The sequence below is a fragment of the Deinococcus betulae genome, assembly GCF_020166395.1.
Classification (GTDB): Bacteria; Deinococcota; Deinococci; order Deinococcales; family Deinococcaceae; genus Deinococcus; species Deinococcus betulae.
In genome coordinates this window covers 1-15,548 of the sequence record NZ_JAIQXU010000034.1, presented here as the reverse complement: position 1 = coordinate 15,548, position 15,548 = coordinate 1, and the positions used below count along the sequence as shown (strand labels likewise).

Sequence of the window (15,548 nt, the reverse complement as noted above, 5' to 3'; positions counted from 1 at the left end):
ACACATTCCAGAACTTTTTGGTTCACACCTTGGTCAGGGCAAGAAACGTTCAAGTCTTGTTCAAGGCGTCCTGAACAGTGTAAAGAGGCGTCCGCACTTATAGTTGCCTTTAGTTGTTTTTGAGCTGACCGCCCTTCCCCCTCACCGCACTTTCAGCGTCCTCAGGTTCTTCTTGGCCTGAGAGGAGGTCTCTGCTCATGACCCGCTTCATTTCTGCTGTCTCCGTTTCGGCCGAACCAGCCCTTCTCGTGCTGGCCCATCTGCGCTGGGCTTTTGTCTTCCAGCGGCCACAGCACCTGATGACCCGCGCCGCCCGTTCGCGCCCGGTGTACTACATCGAGGAGCCGGTCTTTGGGGAGTGGGCCGACCACTGGGTCTTTGCCCAGGACCCCTCGGGCGTGCAGGTGTGCACGCCGCATATTCAGACGGGTCACTCGCCAGACGAGTCCCAGGCCCGGACTGCTCGCCTGCTGGAAGGCTTAGTCGCCAGTGAAGACCTGCTGCACTACGACCTGTGGGTATATGCCCCGATGGAATGGCCCGTAACGGTCGGCTTGACGCCCCGTCTGACCGTGTACGACTGCATGGATGAGCTGGCCAACTTCAAGGGGGCCCCGCCGGCCCTGCGCGGGCGTGAACGGCAACTGATGGCCCGCGCCGACGTGGTGTTCACGGGAGGCCACCGCCTGTACGAGGCCAAGGTCAGCCAGCACTCTAATGTGCATCCCTTTCCCTCGTCGGTGGACACGGCGCATTTTGCCCAGGCCAGGGGGCCGCAGCCTGACCCACAAGACCAGCGCGACCTGCCCCGGCCACGCCTGGGATTTGCCGGCGTGATTGACGAGCGGTTGGACACGGCCCTGCTGGGCGACCTGGCCCGACGCCGCCCGGAGTGGCAGCTGGTGCTGCTGGGGCCAGTTGTCAAGATTGACCCCGCCGAGCTGCCGCGCGCCCCCAACCTGCACTACCTGGGTATGAAACCCTACGCCCAACTGCCCGCTTACTTTGCCCACTGGGACGCCGCACTGCTGCCCTTCGCCCACAACGCGGCCACCGAGTACATCAGCCCCACCAAGACGCCGGAATACCTGGCCGCCGGCCTGAGTGTGGTGTCCACCTCTATCCGCGATGTGGTACGCCCGTACGGCGAAGGCGACATGGTGCGCATTGCTGACGGCATAGACGCCTTTGAGGCCGCCTGCGTGGCGGCCCTGGCCGAGGCCGGCAGCGCCCTGGCCCATGAGCGCCGGGCCCGCGCCGACACCTATCTGACCGGCCTGTCCTGGGACCGCACCTGGCGGGACATGGCCGCCGAACTGACCCGCGCGGCGCCCGCCCTGGAGCCGCTGGCCGCCGATGACTGAGGTTGCTGCCCAGCCGGGCTTTGATTACCTGATCGTGGGGGCGGGGTTTGCGGGCGCTGTCCTGGCCGAGCGCCTGGCCACGGAAACCGGGGCGCGGGTGCTGATCGTGGACCGCCGCCCCCATATCGGCGGGAACGCCTATGACCGCTACGACGACGCGGGCATCCTGATTCACCCCTACGGGCCGCATATCTTCCACACCAACTCCGCCGATGTCTTTGCCTACCTGTCGCGCTTTACCGATTGGCGGCCCTACCAGCACCGGGTCCTGGCCAGCGTGGACGGCCAGCAGCTGCCCATTCCCATCAACCTCGACACCGTCAACCGCCTGTATGGCCTGAACCTCACGGCGTTTGAACTTGAGGCCTTTTTCGCCTCGGTGGCCGAGCCGGCCGCGCAGATCCGCACGAGTGAGGACGTGGTGGTCTCCAAGGTGGGGCGCGACCTGTACAACAAGTTTTTCCGGGGGTACACCCGCAAGCAGTGGGGGCTGGACCCCAGCGAGTTGGACGCCTCGGTTACAGCCCGCGTGCCCACGCGCACCAACCGCGACGACCGCTATTTTGCCGACACCTACCAGGCCATGCCGCTGCACGGCTACACCCGAATGTTCGAGGCCATGCTGGCGCACCCCAACATCAAGGTAATGCTGAACACCGACTACCGTGAGCTTCAGGGCCTGTTGCCCTGGCGGCACATGATCTACACCGGCCCGGTGGACGCCTTCTTTAACCACTGTTACGGGCGCCTGCCGTACCGCAGCCTGGAGTTCGTTCACGAGACGCACGCCACGCCTCAGTTTCAGCCAGTGGGGACGGTCAATTACCCCAACGACTACGGCTACACCCGCATCAGCGAGTTCAAGCACATCACCGGGCAGGCGCATCCCCAGACCAGCGTGGTCTACGAGTACCCGCAGGCCGAAGGCGACCCCTACTACCCGGTGCCACGCCCCGAAAATGCCGAGCTGTACAAGCGCTACGAAGCGCTGACCCACACCCGCCCGGACGTGACCTTTGTGGGCCGCCTGGCCACCTACCGGTACTACAACATGGACCAGGTGGTGGCGCAGGCACTGGCGACCTTCCGCCGCCTGACCGCTGGTCCGGAAGCGTCAGAACTGGCTGTGCAGCCGGGCTAAAGACGAAAGCGAGAGGTGGTGGGGCGGGTTGATGACGCCCCCACCATGAACGCTGTTGACGTGGGCGGCCCGCAGGGAAACCTGTCGGGCCGCTTTCTGGCAGTCAGCCCGCACCGACTGCGGGAATGGCCGGCTGGTCGTCCCTTGGGCAGGGCTTGACCGAGCGTTTACTGTGTCAGCCAGGCAACAGCCCCGCCCCCGCCCCGCGCGTCACGATGCCCGCATGAAACGCCGCCCCACGTCCGACGACCTGAAAGACGCCCAGAAGCTGCCCTACCCGGCCCGGCAGTCGGACATGCAGCCCCCGCCCCAGACTGACCTGCGGGATTACCGCCCGGCAGGCAAACTGGAGGGGAAGGTGGCCCTGATTACCGGGGGCGACAGCGGCATTGGGCGGGCGGTGGCGCTGGCGTTTGCACTGGAGGGGGCGCGGGTGGCCATCGTGTACAACGAGAACGACGGCGACGCCCAGGACACCCGCCAATTGGTGGAGGACCGGGGCGGCGCCTGCCTGGTGGTCAGGGCCGACGTGCGCCACAAAGCCGAATGTCAGGCGGCGGTGACGCAGACGGTAGAGGTCTACGGCGGCCTGAACGTGCTGGTGAACAACGCGGCGTACCAGATGGCCCAGCCGGACATTCTGGCGCTCACTGAGGAACAGCTGCGGCGCACCACCGAGACCAACCTGTACGGCTATATCTTCATGATTCAGGCGGCGCTGCCGCACCTGAAGGCGGGGGACGCCATCATCAACACCGGCTCGATTGTGGGCGAGGTCGGCAACGAACTGCTGGTGGACTACACCGCCACCAAAGGCGGCATCCACGCCCTGACCAAGTCGCTGGCGCTGCAACTGGGCAAGGGCAAAAAGGGCATTCGGGTGAACGCCGTGTTGCCCGGCCCGGTCTGGACCCCCAACATCCCCGGCACCATGCCCCTGGAGGAAGTGCAGCGCTTTGGGTACGAGGTCGCGCTGGGCCGCCCCGGGCAGCCCGAAGAACTGGCCCCGGCCTATGTCTTTCTGGCCAGCGACGACAGCTCGTTCGTCATGGGCAGCCTGCTGCACGTCACCGGCGGCAAATTGTCCAGCGATTCCTGAGAGCGAGCGTGAGTGCTGTTGCCCTCAACCGCGTTCAGGTGAGGGGCGCCGCTTAGAAGAACGGACGATTGTGAAAGCCCGCCGTGCTGTGCTATTGACCTCCGTGTGCCGTGAGGTAGCACTTCAGAGGTACAACAAGACTGGAAGGCACTGGGCATTCATTCACCGGAACAGAGCTGAGCCCTTCACGTCGGAGAAGGCATTTTCTCTTTCGGCCTGTCCTACCACCAGCCGCGCCGTTTGAAAAACAGGGCCAGCGCGCCGCCGATCACCACAAAACTGGTCCAGGCCAGCAGGTAGCCGTAGGGGCTTTTCAGTTCGGGCATGAATTCAAAGTTCATGCCCCACACGCCGGCCAGAAAGGTTAGGGGCAAAAACACCACGCTGACCGCCGTCAGGGTGCGCATCACCTCGTTCATGCGCTGGCCTTGCAGGCTCAGGTGCAAGTCCAGCAGACTGCTTAGTACGTCGCGCAGGCTGTCCAGTCGCCCGGCGGCGCGCGTCAGAGAGTCCTGCACGTCGCGGTAGCGCACCAAATCGGCGGGACTACAGGTACTGTGGCGGCCCAGCAGCGCGGTGGCCTCGCGCGCTTCGGTGGCCAGGCGCCGGGCGTGGGCAATCACATGCTTGATGGCAAAGACCTCGGCAACCGGGTTCTGCCGCTGGCGCTGAAACACCTGTTCTTCCAGGGTATCGGCGCGGTCTTCCAGTGCGTCGGCCACCTCGAAAAAGGTGTCGGCGGTGTGATCCAGCAGTTCGTAGGTCACTTCCTGGGGGCTGTTGACGCTCTCGCGGCCCACCAAAGCCCACACGCTGCCGAGGGCGCGCGTGCCCGCCGTGCTCAGGGTCAGCACCGCCGACTCGAAAGTTAGGATGCTCAGGCGTTCGGTAAATTCGTCCATCTGGGCCGGGCGGGCGTACGAACGGACCGTGATAAAGGCGTGTTCCGGGTACACCTCGGCGCGGCTCCAGTGCCCGTGTTCCTGCACGTCTTCTAGGGCCAGGCGGTTGATGACAAAGGCCGCGCGCAGCGCCGTCAGGTCGTCGGGGGTGAGGTCCTGCACGTCCACCCACACGTCCTGCGTCTGCCCGGCCCACTCAAGAGGCTGTCCAGTGCTCAGTTGCCGCGCCCGAATCATGGGTGCAGGATGGCAGACCTGGGCGCGGCGCAGGCCAGGCAGCGCTGGGGAGTCGCCCTGCTGAAAGGGCGCAGCGGCAGGGAAGCGGTGGTCCCTTCCGCCGCTGCTTCCTGCCCCTATTGCCGCTGTGCTTCGCCTCTGTGCCCGCCCAGCTGAGCACCGCACAGCCGGCGGCGGGGCTGGCCCCCGCGCCACCTTTCTTTTCGGCGGCTGGCCTTCTGGCATCCTGTCCCCCATGAGCGCGTGGATATGGGTGATGCTGGGCGGCGCGCTAGGCGCCGGCGCGCGGTACGGGGCGGGACTGGGGCTGGCGGCACTGGACGCCCGCAGCGCCATTCCGGTCAGCATTCTGCTGATCAATGTGCTGGGGTCATTTCTGCTGGGCCTGACCCTGAGTCTGGTGGGCCGGGGCCTGTGGCCCGAAGTGGCCCGGCTGGCGTTTGGCACAGGTGTCCTGGGCGGGTTCACCACCTTTTCGACCTTCAGCGCCAACCTGGATGAGCTGCTGGGCCGGGGTCAGGGCAGCGCCGCCGCGTTCTACGCCGCCCTGAGCGTGGGCCTGGGATTGCTGGCGGCGGCCCTGGGGCGCCAGCTCGGGGCGCGGCTGTGACCCGGCGCAAGAAGGGCGACACGCGCCCGCCCGACCAGTTTCTGGAACTGTCCGAGCTGCTGCTGTATGTGGGCCAGGTCATCACGCGGGGCCTGCCTGGCGCCGTGTGGGTCCGCGCCGAGATTGCGGCTGTCACCGACCGGCGCCACCTCTACCTCGACCTGGTGCAGGCTGGGGCCGAGGGCGAGGTGGCCAAGTGCCGCGCGACGGTGTGGGCGCGCGAACGCACCCTGCTGGAAGGCAAGTTTCGCCGCGCGACCGGCGGCGCCCTGACCGCTGGCCTGAAGGTGCTGCTGTTTGCCGAGGCTACCTTCCACGAGCAGTACGGCTTTGCCCTGAATGTGCTGGATATCGCCCCCGAATTTACGCTGGGCGACGCGGCCCTGCGCCTGACCGAGGGCCGCGAGACGCTGGTGCGCGAGGGCGTCTATGGCCTGAACCGCCTCCTGCCGGCCCCGGCTGATTACTGGCGCTTTGCCGTCATCTCGCCGCAGGAGGCGGCTGGGCTGGGCGACTTTCGGCGCGAGATAGACCCGCTGGAACGCGCGGGGGTGCTGCGCCCGGTGTATCTGGAAGCCACCTTTCAGGGGCCGGGCGCGGCCGCCAGCCTGCGCCGCGCCGCCGAAGCCGCGCGGGCACTGCACGGCGCAGACCCCCTGGACGCCCTGGTGGTCATCCGGGGCGGTGGGGCGGCCACCGACCTGGCCTGGCTGAACGATCTGGCTTTTGCTCGCCTGCTGGCGACCTTTCCCGCGCCGGTGCTGACCGGCCTGGGCCACGCCCGCGACGACACCCTGCCCGACGAGGTGGCCCACACCCGCCTGGACACGCCCAGCAAGGTGGCGGCCCTGGTGGTGGGAACGGTGGCCGAGGCCGCTGCCCAGGCACAGGAAGACGCCCGCACCATCCGTGCCCACGCCGCGCAGGCTCTGGTGAATGCCGACGCCGGCACACAGTGGGCGCTGGACCGGGCGCGCGGGGCAGCGGCCCGCCACACCGAGGCCCAGGCCGCGCAGGTGGACGCCCTGATGCGGCAGGCACTGGGCCTGACGCCTGCCCGGACCCTGGCGCGCGGCTACGCCCTGGTGCGCGGCGCAGGCGGTCAGCCGCTCACGCGCGCCGCCCAGGTGAAGGCCAGTGAATGGCTCACTCTGGAATTCGCTGACGGCACGGTCACGGTGGAAGCGCTGGGGGAGAGGGAGGAAATGGTGAGAGGCTGAACCCCAGGCGGTCTGCCGGCCCTGTCCTCTCTAGGCGCCCTCCTCACCTGTGGCCACAGGCCGCGCCGGGTCGCTGATCCAGTCGCTCCACGACCCTGCATAGAGGCGGTTCTCTGGGCCCAGCGGCACGCCGGCCAGTTCGCGGGCCAGCAGGTTCGGCGCAGCGCTCACGCCGCTGCCGCAGTAGGTAACGGTGGGGGCCCCGCCGACATTGAGCCGCTCGGCCTGGGCGTCTGCACCGTGCCAGTGGCCCCCCTCGTCCAGGGCGCCGCTCCACTCGCGGTTGACGGCGCCTGGAATATGGCCGGCCTCCCTGTCTATCGGCTCCACCTCGCCCCGGTAGCGGGCCGGCGCTCGGGCGTCCAGCAGCAGGGTCTGGGCAGGTAACGCCTGCACGTCGGCGGCAGTGACCACAAAGCCGCTCTGCACGTCCGGCGTAAAGGTGGTGGGCTCATGGGTAGGCTCGGCGGTATTGACGGCACCGCTGGCCGCCACCCAGGCTGGCCAGCCGCCGTCCAGCACCGCCACCTGCGTGTGCCCCAGCCAGCGCAGCAGCCACCAGGCCCGCGCGGCGTAAAAGCCCTGGCCGCCTCTGGGGTCGTCGTAGCACACGACCAGCATGTCATTGCCCACGCCGGCCTGCCCCAGCCACGCGGCCAGCGCACCGGGGTCAGGCAGTGGGTGGCGGCCCCCGGCGCCGTCGGGCTGCACAGGTCCACTCAGGTCTGTTTCCAGGTCGGCGTAGATGGCGTCAGGGACGTGCCCTTCCAGGTATGCTAGGCGCCCCAGCAGCGGGTCCGACAGGGCATACCGGCAATCCAGCACGCGCACCCTGGGGTCGTGGACATGGGCCAGCAGCCAATCGGCGGGCACCAGCGGCGTGGGCAGGGGGGTCATACGGCAGCCTACCGTGCGGCGGCATGAAAAGAAAAAACCCGCCTTCCTGGGCGGTGATGGAAAAAGCATAGCGCGGTATGCAGGCACTGTCAATGCTGCCCAGCAGCAGCCAAAAAGGCCCGCCCAGACGCTAATGGTCAAGCACGTCGGATCACCGGTTATGCAGCCCCTCTGCTCTGGTCACGGCCCGGTCACGGCGCCCTGACTACGCTGCTCCCAGAAGCCGGAAGCCTGCTGCGCCCGTCTTCCCTGGAGGACCTTATGAACAGCATTCACCGCGCCGCCCTCACCCTGACCTTCGCCCTGTGCGCCGCTGCCCTGGCGGGCCAGGCCCACGCCAGCTGCGCCGCCCCCAAAGATATGAACGGCGTGTGGCGTAGCAATGACGGCGGCACCTATTACGTGCGCCAGATTGGCAATCAGGTCTGGTGGATGGGCCAGAGCAGCGATAGCGGCAAGAACTGGACCAACGTGTTTTCGGGCATCCGAACCGGCAACACGGTCAAGGGCACCTGGGCCGACGTGCCGCGCGGGCAGGTGCGCAGCGGCGGCACCCTGACCCTGACGATTTCGGGCACAACCGGCGTGTTGGGCTTTGCTCGCGCCTCGGCGACGGGGGGCTTCAGCGGCTCAAAGTGGTTCATGAACTGCGACGACGTGGTGCTCAATCCGGTGCCATAAGGGGGCGCCGGGGTCAGGAAGGGGCGTCTCATACGGATTCCGTCCATTTCCGTAACATCCGGGAAAGAGCCGGATGTTCCTCCAATTCCCGGAAATCCGTCCTTTTTCCTTCTCCCTCCGGTCGAAAAAATTTCGTAACGTTTTCCGGAATTTTTCGGAATCCGTCTCACTTTCCTGGTCCACTCCTCTGCTGCGCGCCTTTCCCCTTTGTGCGCCCATGCTAGACTCTCCTTTCGCCGGCACGTTCCTCACGGTGAGGAACACCGCCAGATTCGGCGGTGCGCCCCTGACGCCGGGGCCGCACCGACACCGTAAGGAGCGTCATTCATGCATAAAGTTGCCATTGTGGGCCGACCCAACGTCGGCAAGTCCAGCCTGTTTAACCGCCTGATTGGCCGCCGCGACGCTGTGGTGGCCGACTTTCCTGGCGTCACCCGCGACGCCAAGGAAGGGTTGATGCTCTACCACAACCACCGCATCACCCTGATCGACACGGGCGGCCTCTGGAGCGGCGACGAGTGGGAAGCGGCCATCCGGGAAAAAGCCGAGTGGGCCATGGAAGGCGCGCAGGCGGTGGTGTTCGTGCTGGACCCGCGCGAAGGCCTGTCGGCGGCCGACTACGAGGTGGCCGAGTGGCTGCGCCGCCTGGGCCGGCCGGTCGTGCTGGTGGCCAACAAGATCGACAGCCCCAAGCACGAGGTCTATATGGCCGAGCTGTGGGGCCTGGGCTTTGGCGAGCCGGTGCCCATCAGCGCCGAACACGCGCGCGGTCTGGACGACCTGATGGACCGCGTGATGACCCACATGCCCGCCGATGACGAGGACGTGCCGGAAATCGCGCCCATCCGCATCTCGCTGATTGGCCGCCCGAATGTGGGGAAAAGCAGCCTCCTGAACGCCATCACCCAGACGGACCGCGCCATCGTGGCCGACATGCCCGGCACCACCCGCGACAGTCTGGACGTGGAATGGGACTACGGCGGGCAGCGCTTTGTGCTGGTGGACACGGCGGGCATTCGCAAGAAGCCCGACACCGCCATTGAGGACTACGCCATTCAGCGCTCGCAGGCGGCGATTGCCCGCAGCGACCTGATCTGGTTGGTGGTGAATGCCACGGACCTGGGGGACCACGAGCTGAAGCTGGCGAACCTCGCTTACGACAGCGGCAAGCCCGTGATCGTGGTCGTGAACAAGTGGGACCTCGTGCCCGACGCCGACCTCAAGGCCACTGAAAAAGAGCTGAACCAGAAGCTGCACCATATTTCCTACGCGCCGCGCGTGTACACCAGCGCCATCAACGAATACGGCATTCACGACATGCTGGCCGAGGCCATGAAGCTGCACGAGAAGTGGCAAAGCCGCATTCCCACCAGCGAACTCAACCGCTGGCTGGAGGTCTGGCAGATGCGCCAGGCGGTGCCCAACTTCCACGGCAAGAAGCTGAAGATGTATTTCATGACGCAGGTGGAAACGGCGCCGCCCACCTTTGCCATCTTTTCCAACCGCGCCGACTTTGTGACGCGCGCCTACGAGGGCTTTCTGCACAACCGCATCCGTGAGGACCTGGGCCTGGCCGGGATTCCGGTGCGCCTGAAGTGGAAAGAGAAGGGCCCTTACAAGAAAGGCAAGAAGGGCGAAGAGGGCGAGGACTGAGCAGGGGAGAGGGCGCGGCCATTGTTGGCCGCGCCTCTTTTTTATGCTGTTCCAGTGACGGACCCTCACTTTCTCCCAGCAGACCTGCCTGTCCCGGTGGATGACGGTGCCTGCGCGCATCTCCTAGGCGTGCGGCTGCCTGCCCTGGCCTTGCCGGGCACCGATGGGCGCCTCCATGACCTGTCTGCGCGGCCGGGCCGAACGGTGCTGTACCTCTATCCCAAAACGGCCCAACCAGGGACGGCCATGCCTGCGGACTGGGACGTGATTCCCGGGGCGCGGGGCTGCACGCCGCAGAGCTGCGCCTTCCGCGACCACCACGCCGAGTTGCAGGCAGCAGGCGCCCGTGTGTTTGGCCTGAGCGTGCAGCCCACGGCCTACCAGCAGGAAGCTGCCGAACGGCTGCACCTGCCCTTTCCCCTGCTGTCGGATGCGGGGCTGCAGTTCATCCGTGTCCTTCGGCTGCCTACGTTTGAGGCTGATGGTGAGACCTTGGTGCGGCGCCTGACCCTGATCGTGCGGGACGGCATCACCGAGCATGTTGTCTATCCGGTCTTTCCGCCAGACCAGAATGCGGCGCAGGTGTTGGCCTGGCTGCGGGCTAATCCCTGAGGGCTCCGGTCAGAGCGTCAGGTCCTCGGGCGGCACCGGGCGACCCAGCAAAAAGCCTTGGGTGCGCTCGCAGCCCAGTTCCCGCACTTGCATCAGCTGGGCAGGGGTCTCGACCCCTTCGGCCACCACGTCCATGCCCAGGCCGTGCCCCAGCGCCACGATGGCCTGCACCACGCGGTAGGCCCCCGGCGTCTGGTCCAGCGCCTGAATAAACACGCGGTCCACCTTCAGGGTCGTGACCGGCAGGGTCAGCAGGTAGTTCAGGGCCGAGTTGCCGGTGCCAAAGTCGTCCAGGCTGATGCGCACGCCCAGCGCCCGCAACTCGGACATCTTGCGCGCCACCTCCTCGACCCGGCGCAGAACCATGCGTTCGGTCAGTTCGAGTTCCAGGTCGCGGCCACTCAGGCGGTGGGCCTGCAGCGTGCGCTGCACCAGCGCCACAAAGTCGTCGCGGCCAAACTGCGCGGGCGAGATGTTGACACTGACGCAGGTCACCGCCTTGCCCGCCTGCCGCCAGGCAGCCAGCTGGCGGCAGGCCTCGCGCAGCACGAATTCTCCAATCGAGATGATGAGGCCGGTGTCCTCGGCCACCGGGATAAAGGCGGCGGGCGGCACGTCCCCCAGGAGGGGGCTGCGCCAGCGCAGCAGGGCCTCAGCGCCCTGCACCTCGCCGGCAGCGCCGTGCAGCGGCTGGTATACCACATGCAGTTCGCCGCGCTCCAGGGCCCCGCGCAGCTGCGTCTCGACAGAGGCGCGCGCCGCGTCCACGGCGTTCATCTCGGGCGAGAAGAAGGTGATGTTGTCCTTGCCGCCCTGCTTGGCGCGGTACATGGCCAGGTCGGCGTGGCGCTGCAACTCGGCAGCGTCGGCGCCGTCCTGCGGGTAGAGGCTGACCCCAATAGACCCGGTGACGTGGGCCTCACCCTGCGCCAGGGCGATGGGCTGACGCAGGGCCCGCAGCACCTTGTTGGCCACCAGCGCGGCGTCGCGGGTCGCCTGAATGCCCAGCAGCATCACCGTGAACTCGTCGCCGCCCAGCCGGGCCACGGTGTCGTTGTGGCGCACGCTGCTCTGCAGGCGCGCGGCCACCTCACGCAGCAGCTCGTCGCCCGCCGCGTGGCCCCAGGTGTCGTTGACGGCCTTGAACCCGTCCAGGTCAATAAACATGACCGCCAGCTGCTTGCCCTCGCGCGCTGCGCTGGCCACCCCCCGCTCCACGCGGTCCTGAAACAGCGCGCGGTTGGGTAGCCCCGTCAGCACGTCGTGCTGGGCCTGGTGCGCCAGCCGCGCCTGACTGGCCTCCAGTTCAGCGGTGCGCTCTCGCACCTTGAGTTCCAGGTCCTCGGTCAGGCCGCGCAGCTGGGCGTTGGCCTGGTCGAGTTCCTGGGTGCGCCGCTGCACGCGGCCTTCCAGTTCGTCTGACAGCTGGCGCAGCTGGGCGGTCAGGCGGGCGTTCTCAGCGAAGGCCAGCACCTGACGCAGCACCACCAGGGCCGTCACCAGCGCCGTTCCCCACAACACCCCCGTCTCTTGTGGCCCCTGGCGGCCGCGCCCCAGCATCAGCAGGGCAAACGAGGCCGCCAGGGCCGCGTAGGGCAGGAACAGCGCCGCCCTGGGCAACCACGCGGCGCTGGGCCACACGCGGCCCGGCTCCGGCGCTCTGCCGCCGCCGGTCAGCGAGGCCGCCGCAAAGAGGGTGGCGCCCAGCGCCCAGAAGAGGTCCACCCACGAGCCTTCCTGGTAGGTGCCGGCCGCGCCCAGCACGATAAACGCCTGGTCGGCCACAATCAGGGCCAGCAGGCCAGCAGCCAGCATCGCCTCGCGCCGCCCCAGCCGCGCGCCGCCGCGCAGCGCCACCAGCAGCAGCACACTCAGCAGCACCAGGTCGCCAAAGGGGTAGGTCAGGCCGATGACAGCCGCCAGGGGCTGCCCGGCATAGGACGTAATGACCTCGTACAGCACATAGTTCCAGGCAAAGACGCCCACGGCGGCCATGATGATGCCCACGTCCACGAACAGCCGCAGGCGGTCCCAGGGTGTGAGAGGTGGGTGCCGGAAGCGGGTCAGCCCCAGGGCGTACAGGACTAGCGCCAGCAGAAAGCCGGCGTCGGCCACTGAAGGAAAGGGCGGATTCTGAAGCACCAGCAGCAGATAGGCGTAGCAGGCCTGACCGAACCCAAAGGTCAGCAGGCCGGCGCCTAGCAGCCGCCACGCCACCCGGTCATTCGCGTGGCGCGGGGCACTCAGCAGGCAGGTTAGGCCCGCCAGCACAAAGGTGGGAATGTAAATGAGTAGGCTCACCGTCAGGTGGGTCTGCTCATTGCCCAGGGCCAGCGCGACCCACAGTACATGCGCCGCCAGCAGCAGTGCCGTGGCCCCAAAAGCGAAGCGCGCGGCGGGCGCCGGAAGCGTGGGCGTCATGCTCCACTATAAGAACAGGCCGGGCCGCCCCTGTCGGCTGTTTTTGCCGTATGGGCGGCCCAATCTCAAGATGGACTCCTGGCCACACCCCCGGCTTAAGAAAGCGCTGGGGCTTTTGCCATGTTAAGGCTGGTAGGTCTTGATGATGCCGCCGTCTCCGCTCAGGCCGCGCGTGCGGTAGAAGACTAGGCTGATGGGCAGATTCGAGCCGCTGCTGGGCACGAAGTCAATCTTCAGGCGGTCGCTCTGGGCGCGCCACAGCATCACGGGTTCATCGGGCTTGAGGGCGTTGCCGGTGCGCGGCAGCTTGATGGTCTGGGTAATCGGGCCGTCCTGAATGTTCATGGCGCCCCGGTACAGCCCGCCGCGTGGGCTCAGGGCCACCGCCGTTCCGGCCGCTCCGTTCACCTCAAGGTCGTACAGCACGCCGTAATTGCCCGCCAGGCGCACGCTCTGGCCGGTCAGGGCGTCGGTGCCGGTCAGGGCGGGGTCCACCTGGCCGTCGCCAATCACGATGCGGGTTGGCAGCGCGCCCAGATTGACCCGTAGGGTGCGCACCGCCCCCGGAAAGGTGCCGCGCACATGGCGGCCGTCGGGCTTCAGGTACGGCAGCTGCTGGGCCACCTGCGCGGTGGGCGGCAGGCTGTCTTCCAGAATCAGGAAGGTCAGTTCGACCCGCCCCGAGGTCGTCAGGTCTTGGAGGACGTTCACGCCGCTGCCAGGGTTCAGGGTTGGGCTGGCGTACACGGCGGCCGCCTGCCCTGGGGCCAGCGTCAGGGTGGTGCCGCTGCCCGAGGCAAAGTATTCCAGCAGGGTCACCTGCCCCAGAATGCTTTCCAGGCGGGTGGGGGCCGTCTCACCCAGGCGCTCGGTGCGGACCTCTATGGGGCGCACCTCCAGGTTGCGGGCCATCACGTATAGCCGCGCGGGCCGGCCCAGGCCGTTGAGGTGATACCCCAGCAGCCGCGCCCGGCCCGCCACGCTGTCCTGATACAGAACGCCGCTCTGCTCGGGGACCTCGGGGCTGTCACTGAACAGCAGCGGGTAGCTGGGGCCTTCCACAGGCGTCGCCAGCGCCGACGGGTAATTCAGAATCTGCGGGTCGGGAAAGGCGTCGCCGGGCTGGGCGTACCGGAGGGCGTAGGTCAGCGGCGTGTCCACCGGGGTGCCTTCCACCCGGATGGTACGGGTAAACGCCTGGCTTTGCAGGCCCCGGCTGTTGGTCACAGTCAGGCCCACCGTGTAGGTGCCCGGCTGAAAGTACACCTCCTGCCGCCCGGTCCACTTGCGCGCCGTGATGTCGGCGCCGTCGGGGTCAAAGGGGTATTCGGTGTACACCACCCGCTCGCCGGGGGCGTAGACGTTCTTGTCCGTGGAAAAGCGGGCCTGAGGCGACAGTGGATTGCCCCCGTCGCGCAGGGCCGTCAGGGTAAAGGTGCGGCCGTCGTCGGTGGTCAGGTTGGCGTTCAGGGCGTCGGCCAGGGTACGGGCACTGACGTACACCACGCCCCCCACGGTGGCCACCGTGCCAGCAGGCTGCGCCGCGCCCGCCAGCGCGGCCGTATTCGTGCGGGTGTCAATGCTCAGGCGCGAGAACTGCACCTGGGTGCCGCTGCCGGGCAGGGACTGACCCAGCAGAGCCGCCGTTTCGCGCAGCGCCAGCATCGTGCGCCCGCCCAGCAGGCGCGGCGGGGCCAGCCACTGGGTGGGGGTGCCGTTCAGGTACGTGGTGCGTTCGTCGGGGGTAAAGGTCAGCTGCACTGACCCCAGCAGGGGCTGCGCGGCCTGGGCAGAAGGCGCCAGCAGCGCTCCCAGCAGGGCGCCGCCCGTGGTGGGCGGCGCGAGCAGGGCCAGCAGCGTCAAGGCTCGCGTTCGGAACCGCTGGGCAGTCAAGGGGGACAGGGGAAGACGGGCAAGCCGCATCCGCCGAGTATGCCCGCCCAAGCTGACGCCTGTCTGCCGAACGTCCCACAAGAGGGGGGAGGTGACCGAACCCTTAAGGGAACAGGAGGTCTGGCGGGTTGCCGCCTGTTGCGGGGGTCACCTCTTCTGTCAGGCAGATAGAGGCGGAACCCCTGCCCCTTTCCCCTGGCGAGTTGCCTTGCAGTTGCGGCCCCGGCTCTGGGCCTACACTGCGGCATGAAGCCTGCGCGGCCAGTTCATTCTGCTGTCTGTTCTGGGCCGTGCCGCCCCAGCGTGGCCCGGAGACCCACTTGAAACGGGCCGGGTGGTGGTGGGCCCTGGGCCTCTTGACGGCGGTGGTGGTGCTGACCCTCCTGCTGCCCCGTGGCCGCAGCGCCGAACTGCCCCTCAGCGATTTCGAGGCGGCGCTGGCACGCGGTCAGGTGCAAACCGCCGTGATCTCGTACCAGAGTGGCACCGCAGTGGTGACCGGGCAGCTCAACGCCGAGCCGTACCGCACCCGCACCCTGGCCGCCGACCCGCTGCTGACGCTGGACGCCTTGCAGGCGCGCGGCGTCAACGTGTCGTACGCCGCGCCGCCGCGCTTTAGCGCGCTGGGCGTGGTCAGCGTGCTGCTGACGCTGGCGCTGATTGCCGGGCTGGTCGTGGTGCTGCTGCGGGGTCGGCAAGGCGGCGGCAACGACGCGGCCGGATCGTTTGGGCGGTCGAAGGCGGCGGTGATCGGGGAGGGGCAGATCAAGCTGAGTTTCAGCGACGTCGCCGGCTGCGACGAGGCCAAAGCCGACCTC

General features: G+C 67.6%; 13 protein-coding genes. 9 read left to right on the top strand and 4 right to left on the bottom strand.

From position 1 onward, the window contains the following. Positions 1 to 197: 197 nt before the first annotated feature. The 3 genes from K7W42_RS19495 to K7W42_RS19485 all read left to right on the top strand — a co-directional run bounded on the left by K7W42_RS19495 (position 198) and on the right by K7W42_RS19485 (position 3,604). The gene (locus K7W42_RS19495; protein WP_224576799.1) at positions 198 to 1,364 is read left to right on the top strand and encodes a glycosyltransferase family 1 protein; all 1,167 of its coding nucleotides are present in this window, start codon (positions 198 to 200) and stop codon (positions 1,362 to 1,364) included. Continuing rightward, a complete protein-coding gene (gene glf / locus K7W42_RS19490; RefSeq protein ID WP_224576797.1) occupies positions 1,357 to 2,505 on the top strand; it encodes a UDP-galactopyranose mutase in 1,149 nt (382 codons plus the stop codon). The genes K7W42_RS19495 and glf overlap by 8 nt, the downstream gene beginning before the upstream one ends. A 223-nt stretch (positions 2,506 to 2,728) precedes the next feature. Further along, positions 2,729 to 3,604 carry an SDR family oxidoreductase gene (locus K7W42_RS19485; protein ID WP_224576795.1) on the top strand — a complete coding sequence of 292 codons (876 nt, stop codon included), beginning with the start codon at positions 2,729 to 2,731 and terminating at the stop codon, positions 3,602 to 3,604. A 221-nt stretch (positions 3,605 to 3,825) separates the two neighbouring features. Here K7W42_RS19485 and K7W42_RS19480 read toward each other — a convergent pair whose 3' ends face one another. Continuing rightward, complete coding sequence (locus K7W42_RS19480) at positions 3,826 to 4,743, bottom strand: magnesium transporter CorA family protein (RefSeq protein ID WP_224576793.1); 918 nt, start codon at positions 4,741 to 4,743, stop codon at positions 3,826 to 3,828. Between the two features lie 235 nt (positions 4,744 to 4,978). On the opposite strand from K7W42_RS19480, the gene K7W42_RS19475 reads away from it, so the two are divergent. Then, the gene (locus K7W42_RS19475) at positions 4,979 to 5,353 is read left to right on the top strand and encodes a fluoride efflux transporter FluC (RefSeq protein ID WP_224576791.1); all 375 of its coding nucleotides are present in this window, start codon (positions 4,979 to 4,981) and stop codon (positions 5,351 to 5,353) included. After that, the gene (gene xseA / locus K7W42_RS19470; protein ID WP_224576790.1) at positions 5,350 to 6,573 is read left to right on the top strand and encodes an exodeoxyribonuclease VII large subunit; all 1,224 of its coding nucleotides are present in this window, start codon (positions 5,350 to 5,352) and stop codon (positions 6,571 to 6,573) included. The genes K7W42_RS19475 and xseA overlap by 4 nt, the downstream gene beginning before the upstream one ends. Before the next feature lie 30 nt (positions 6,574 to 6,603). Here xseA and K7W42_RS19465 read toward each other — a convergent pair whose 3' ends face one another. Then, on the bottom strand, positions 6,604 to 7,470 hold the full coding sequence (locus tag K7W42_RS19465; protein ID WP_224576789.1) for a sulfurtransferase: 867 nt from the start codon (positions 7,468 to 7,470) through the stop codon (positions 6,604 to 6,606). A gap of 261 nt (positions 7,471 to 7,731) precedes the next feature. On the opposite strand from K7W42_RS19465, the gene K7W42_RS19460 reads away from it, so the two are divergent. The 3 genes from K7W42_RS19460 (at position 7,732) to K7W42_RS19450 (ending at position 10,416) form a co-directional block, all read left to right on the top strand. Then, entirely contained in the window at positions 7,732 to 8,151 is a 420-nt protein-coding gene (locus K7W42_RS19460; RefSeq protein WP_224576788.1) for a hypothetical protein, read from the top strand. 327 nt (positions 8,152 to 8,478) lie between these two features. After that, a complete protein-coding gene (gene der / locus K7W42_RS19455; protein WP_157460617.1) occupies positions 8,479 to 9,804 on the top strand; it encodes a ribosome biogenesis GTPase Der in 1,326 nt (441 codons plus the stop codon). 54 nt (positions 9,805 to 9,858) lie between these two features. Continuing rightward, the gene (locus K7W42_RS19450) at positions 9,859 to 10,416 is read left to right on the top strand and encodes a peroxiredoxin (protein WP_224576787.1); all 558 of its coding nucleotides are present in this window, start codon (positions 9,859 to 9,861) and stop codon (positions 10,414 to 10,416) included. A gap of 9 nt (positions 10,417 to 10,425) precedes the next feature. Here the strand turns inward: K7W42_RS19450 and K7W42_RS19445 are convergent, their stop codons facing one another. Continuing rightward, the gene (locus K7W42_RS19445) at positions 10,426 to 12,837 is read right to left on the bottom strand and encodes a putative bifunctional diguanylate cyclase/phosphodiesterase (protein WP_224576786.1); all 2,412 of its coding nucleotides are present in this window, start codon (positions 12,835 to 12,837) and stop codon (positions 10,426 to 10,428) included. Positions 12,838 to 12,960: 123 nt separating this feature from the next. After that, positions 12,961 to 14,760, bottom strand: a complete 1,800-nt coding sequence (locus K7W42_RS19440) for a copper amine oxidase N-terminal domain-containing protein (protein ID WP_224576785.1) — start codon at positions 14,758 to 14,760, stop codon at positions 12,961 to 12,963. 290 nt (positions 14,761 to 15,050) lie between these two features. Between K7W42_RS19440 and K7W42_RS19435 the strand changes: the two genes are divergently transcribed. Beyond that, on the top strand, positions 15,051 to 15,548 hold a 498-nt coding region (locus K7W42_RS19435), incomplete at its 3' end, for an ATP-dependent metallopeptidase FtsH/Yme1/Tma family protein (RefSeq protein WP_369411398.1).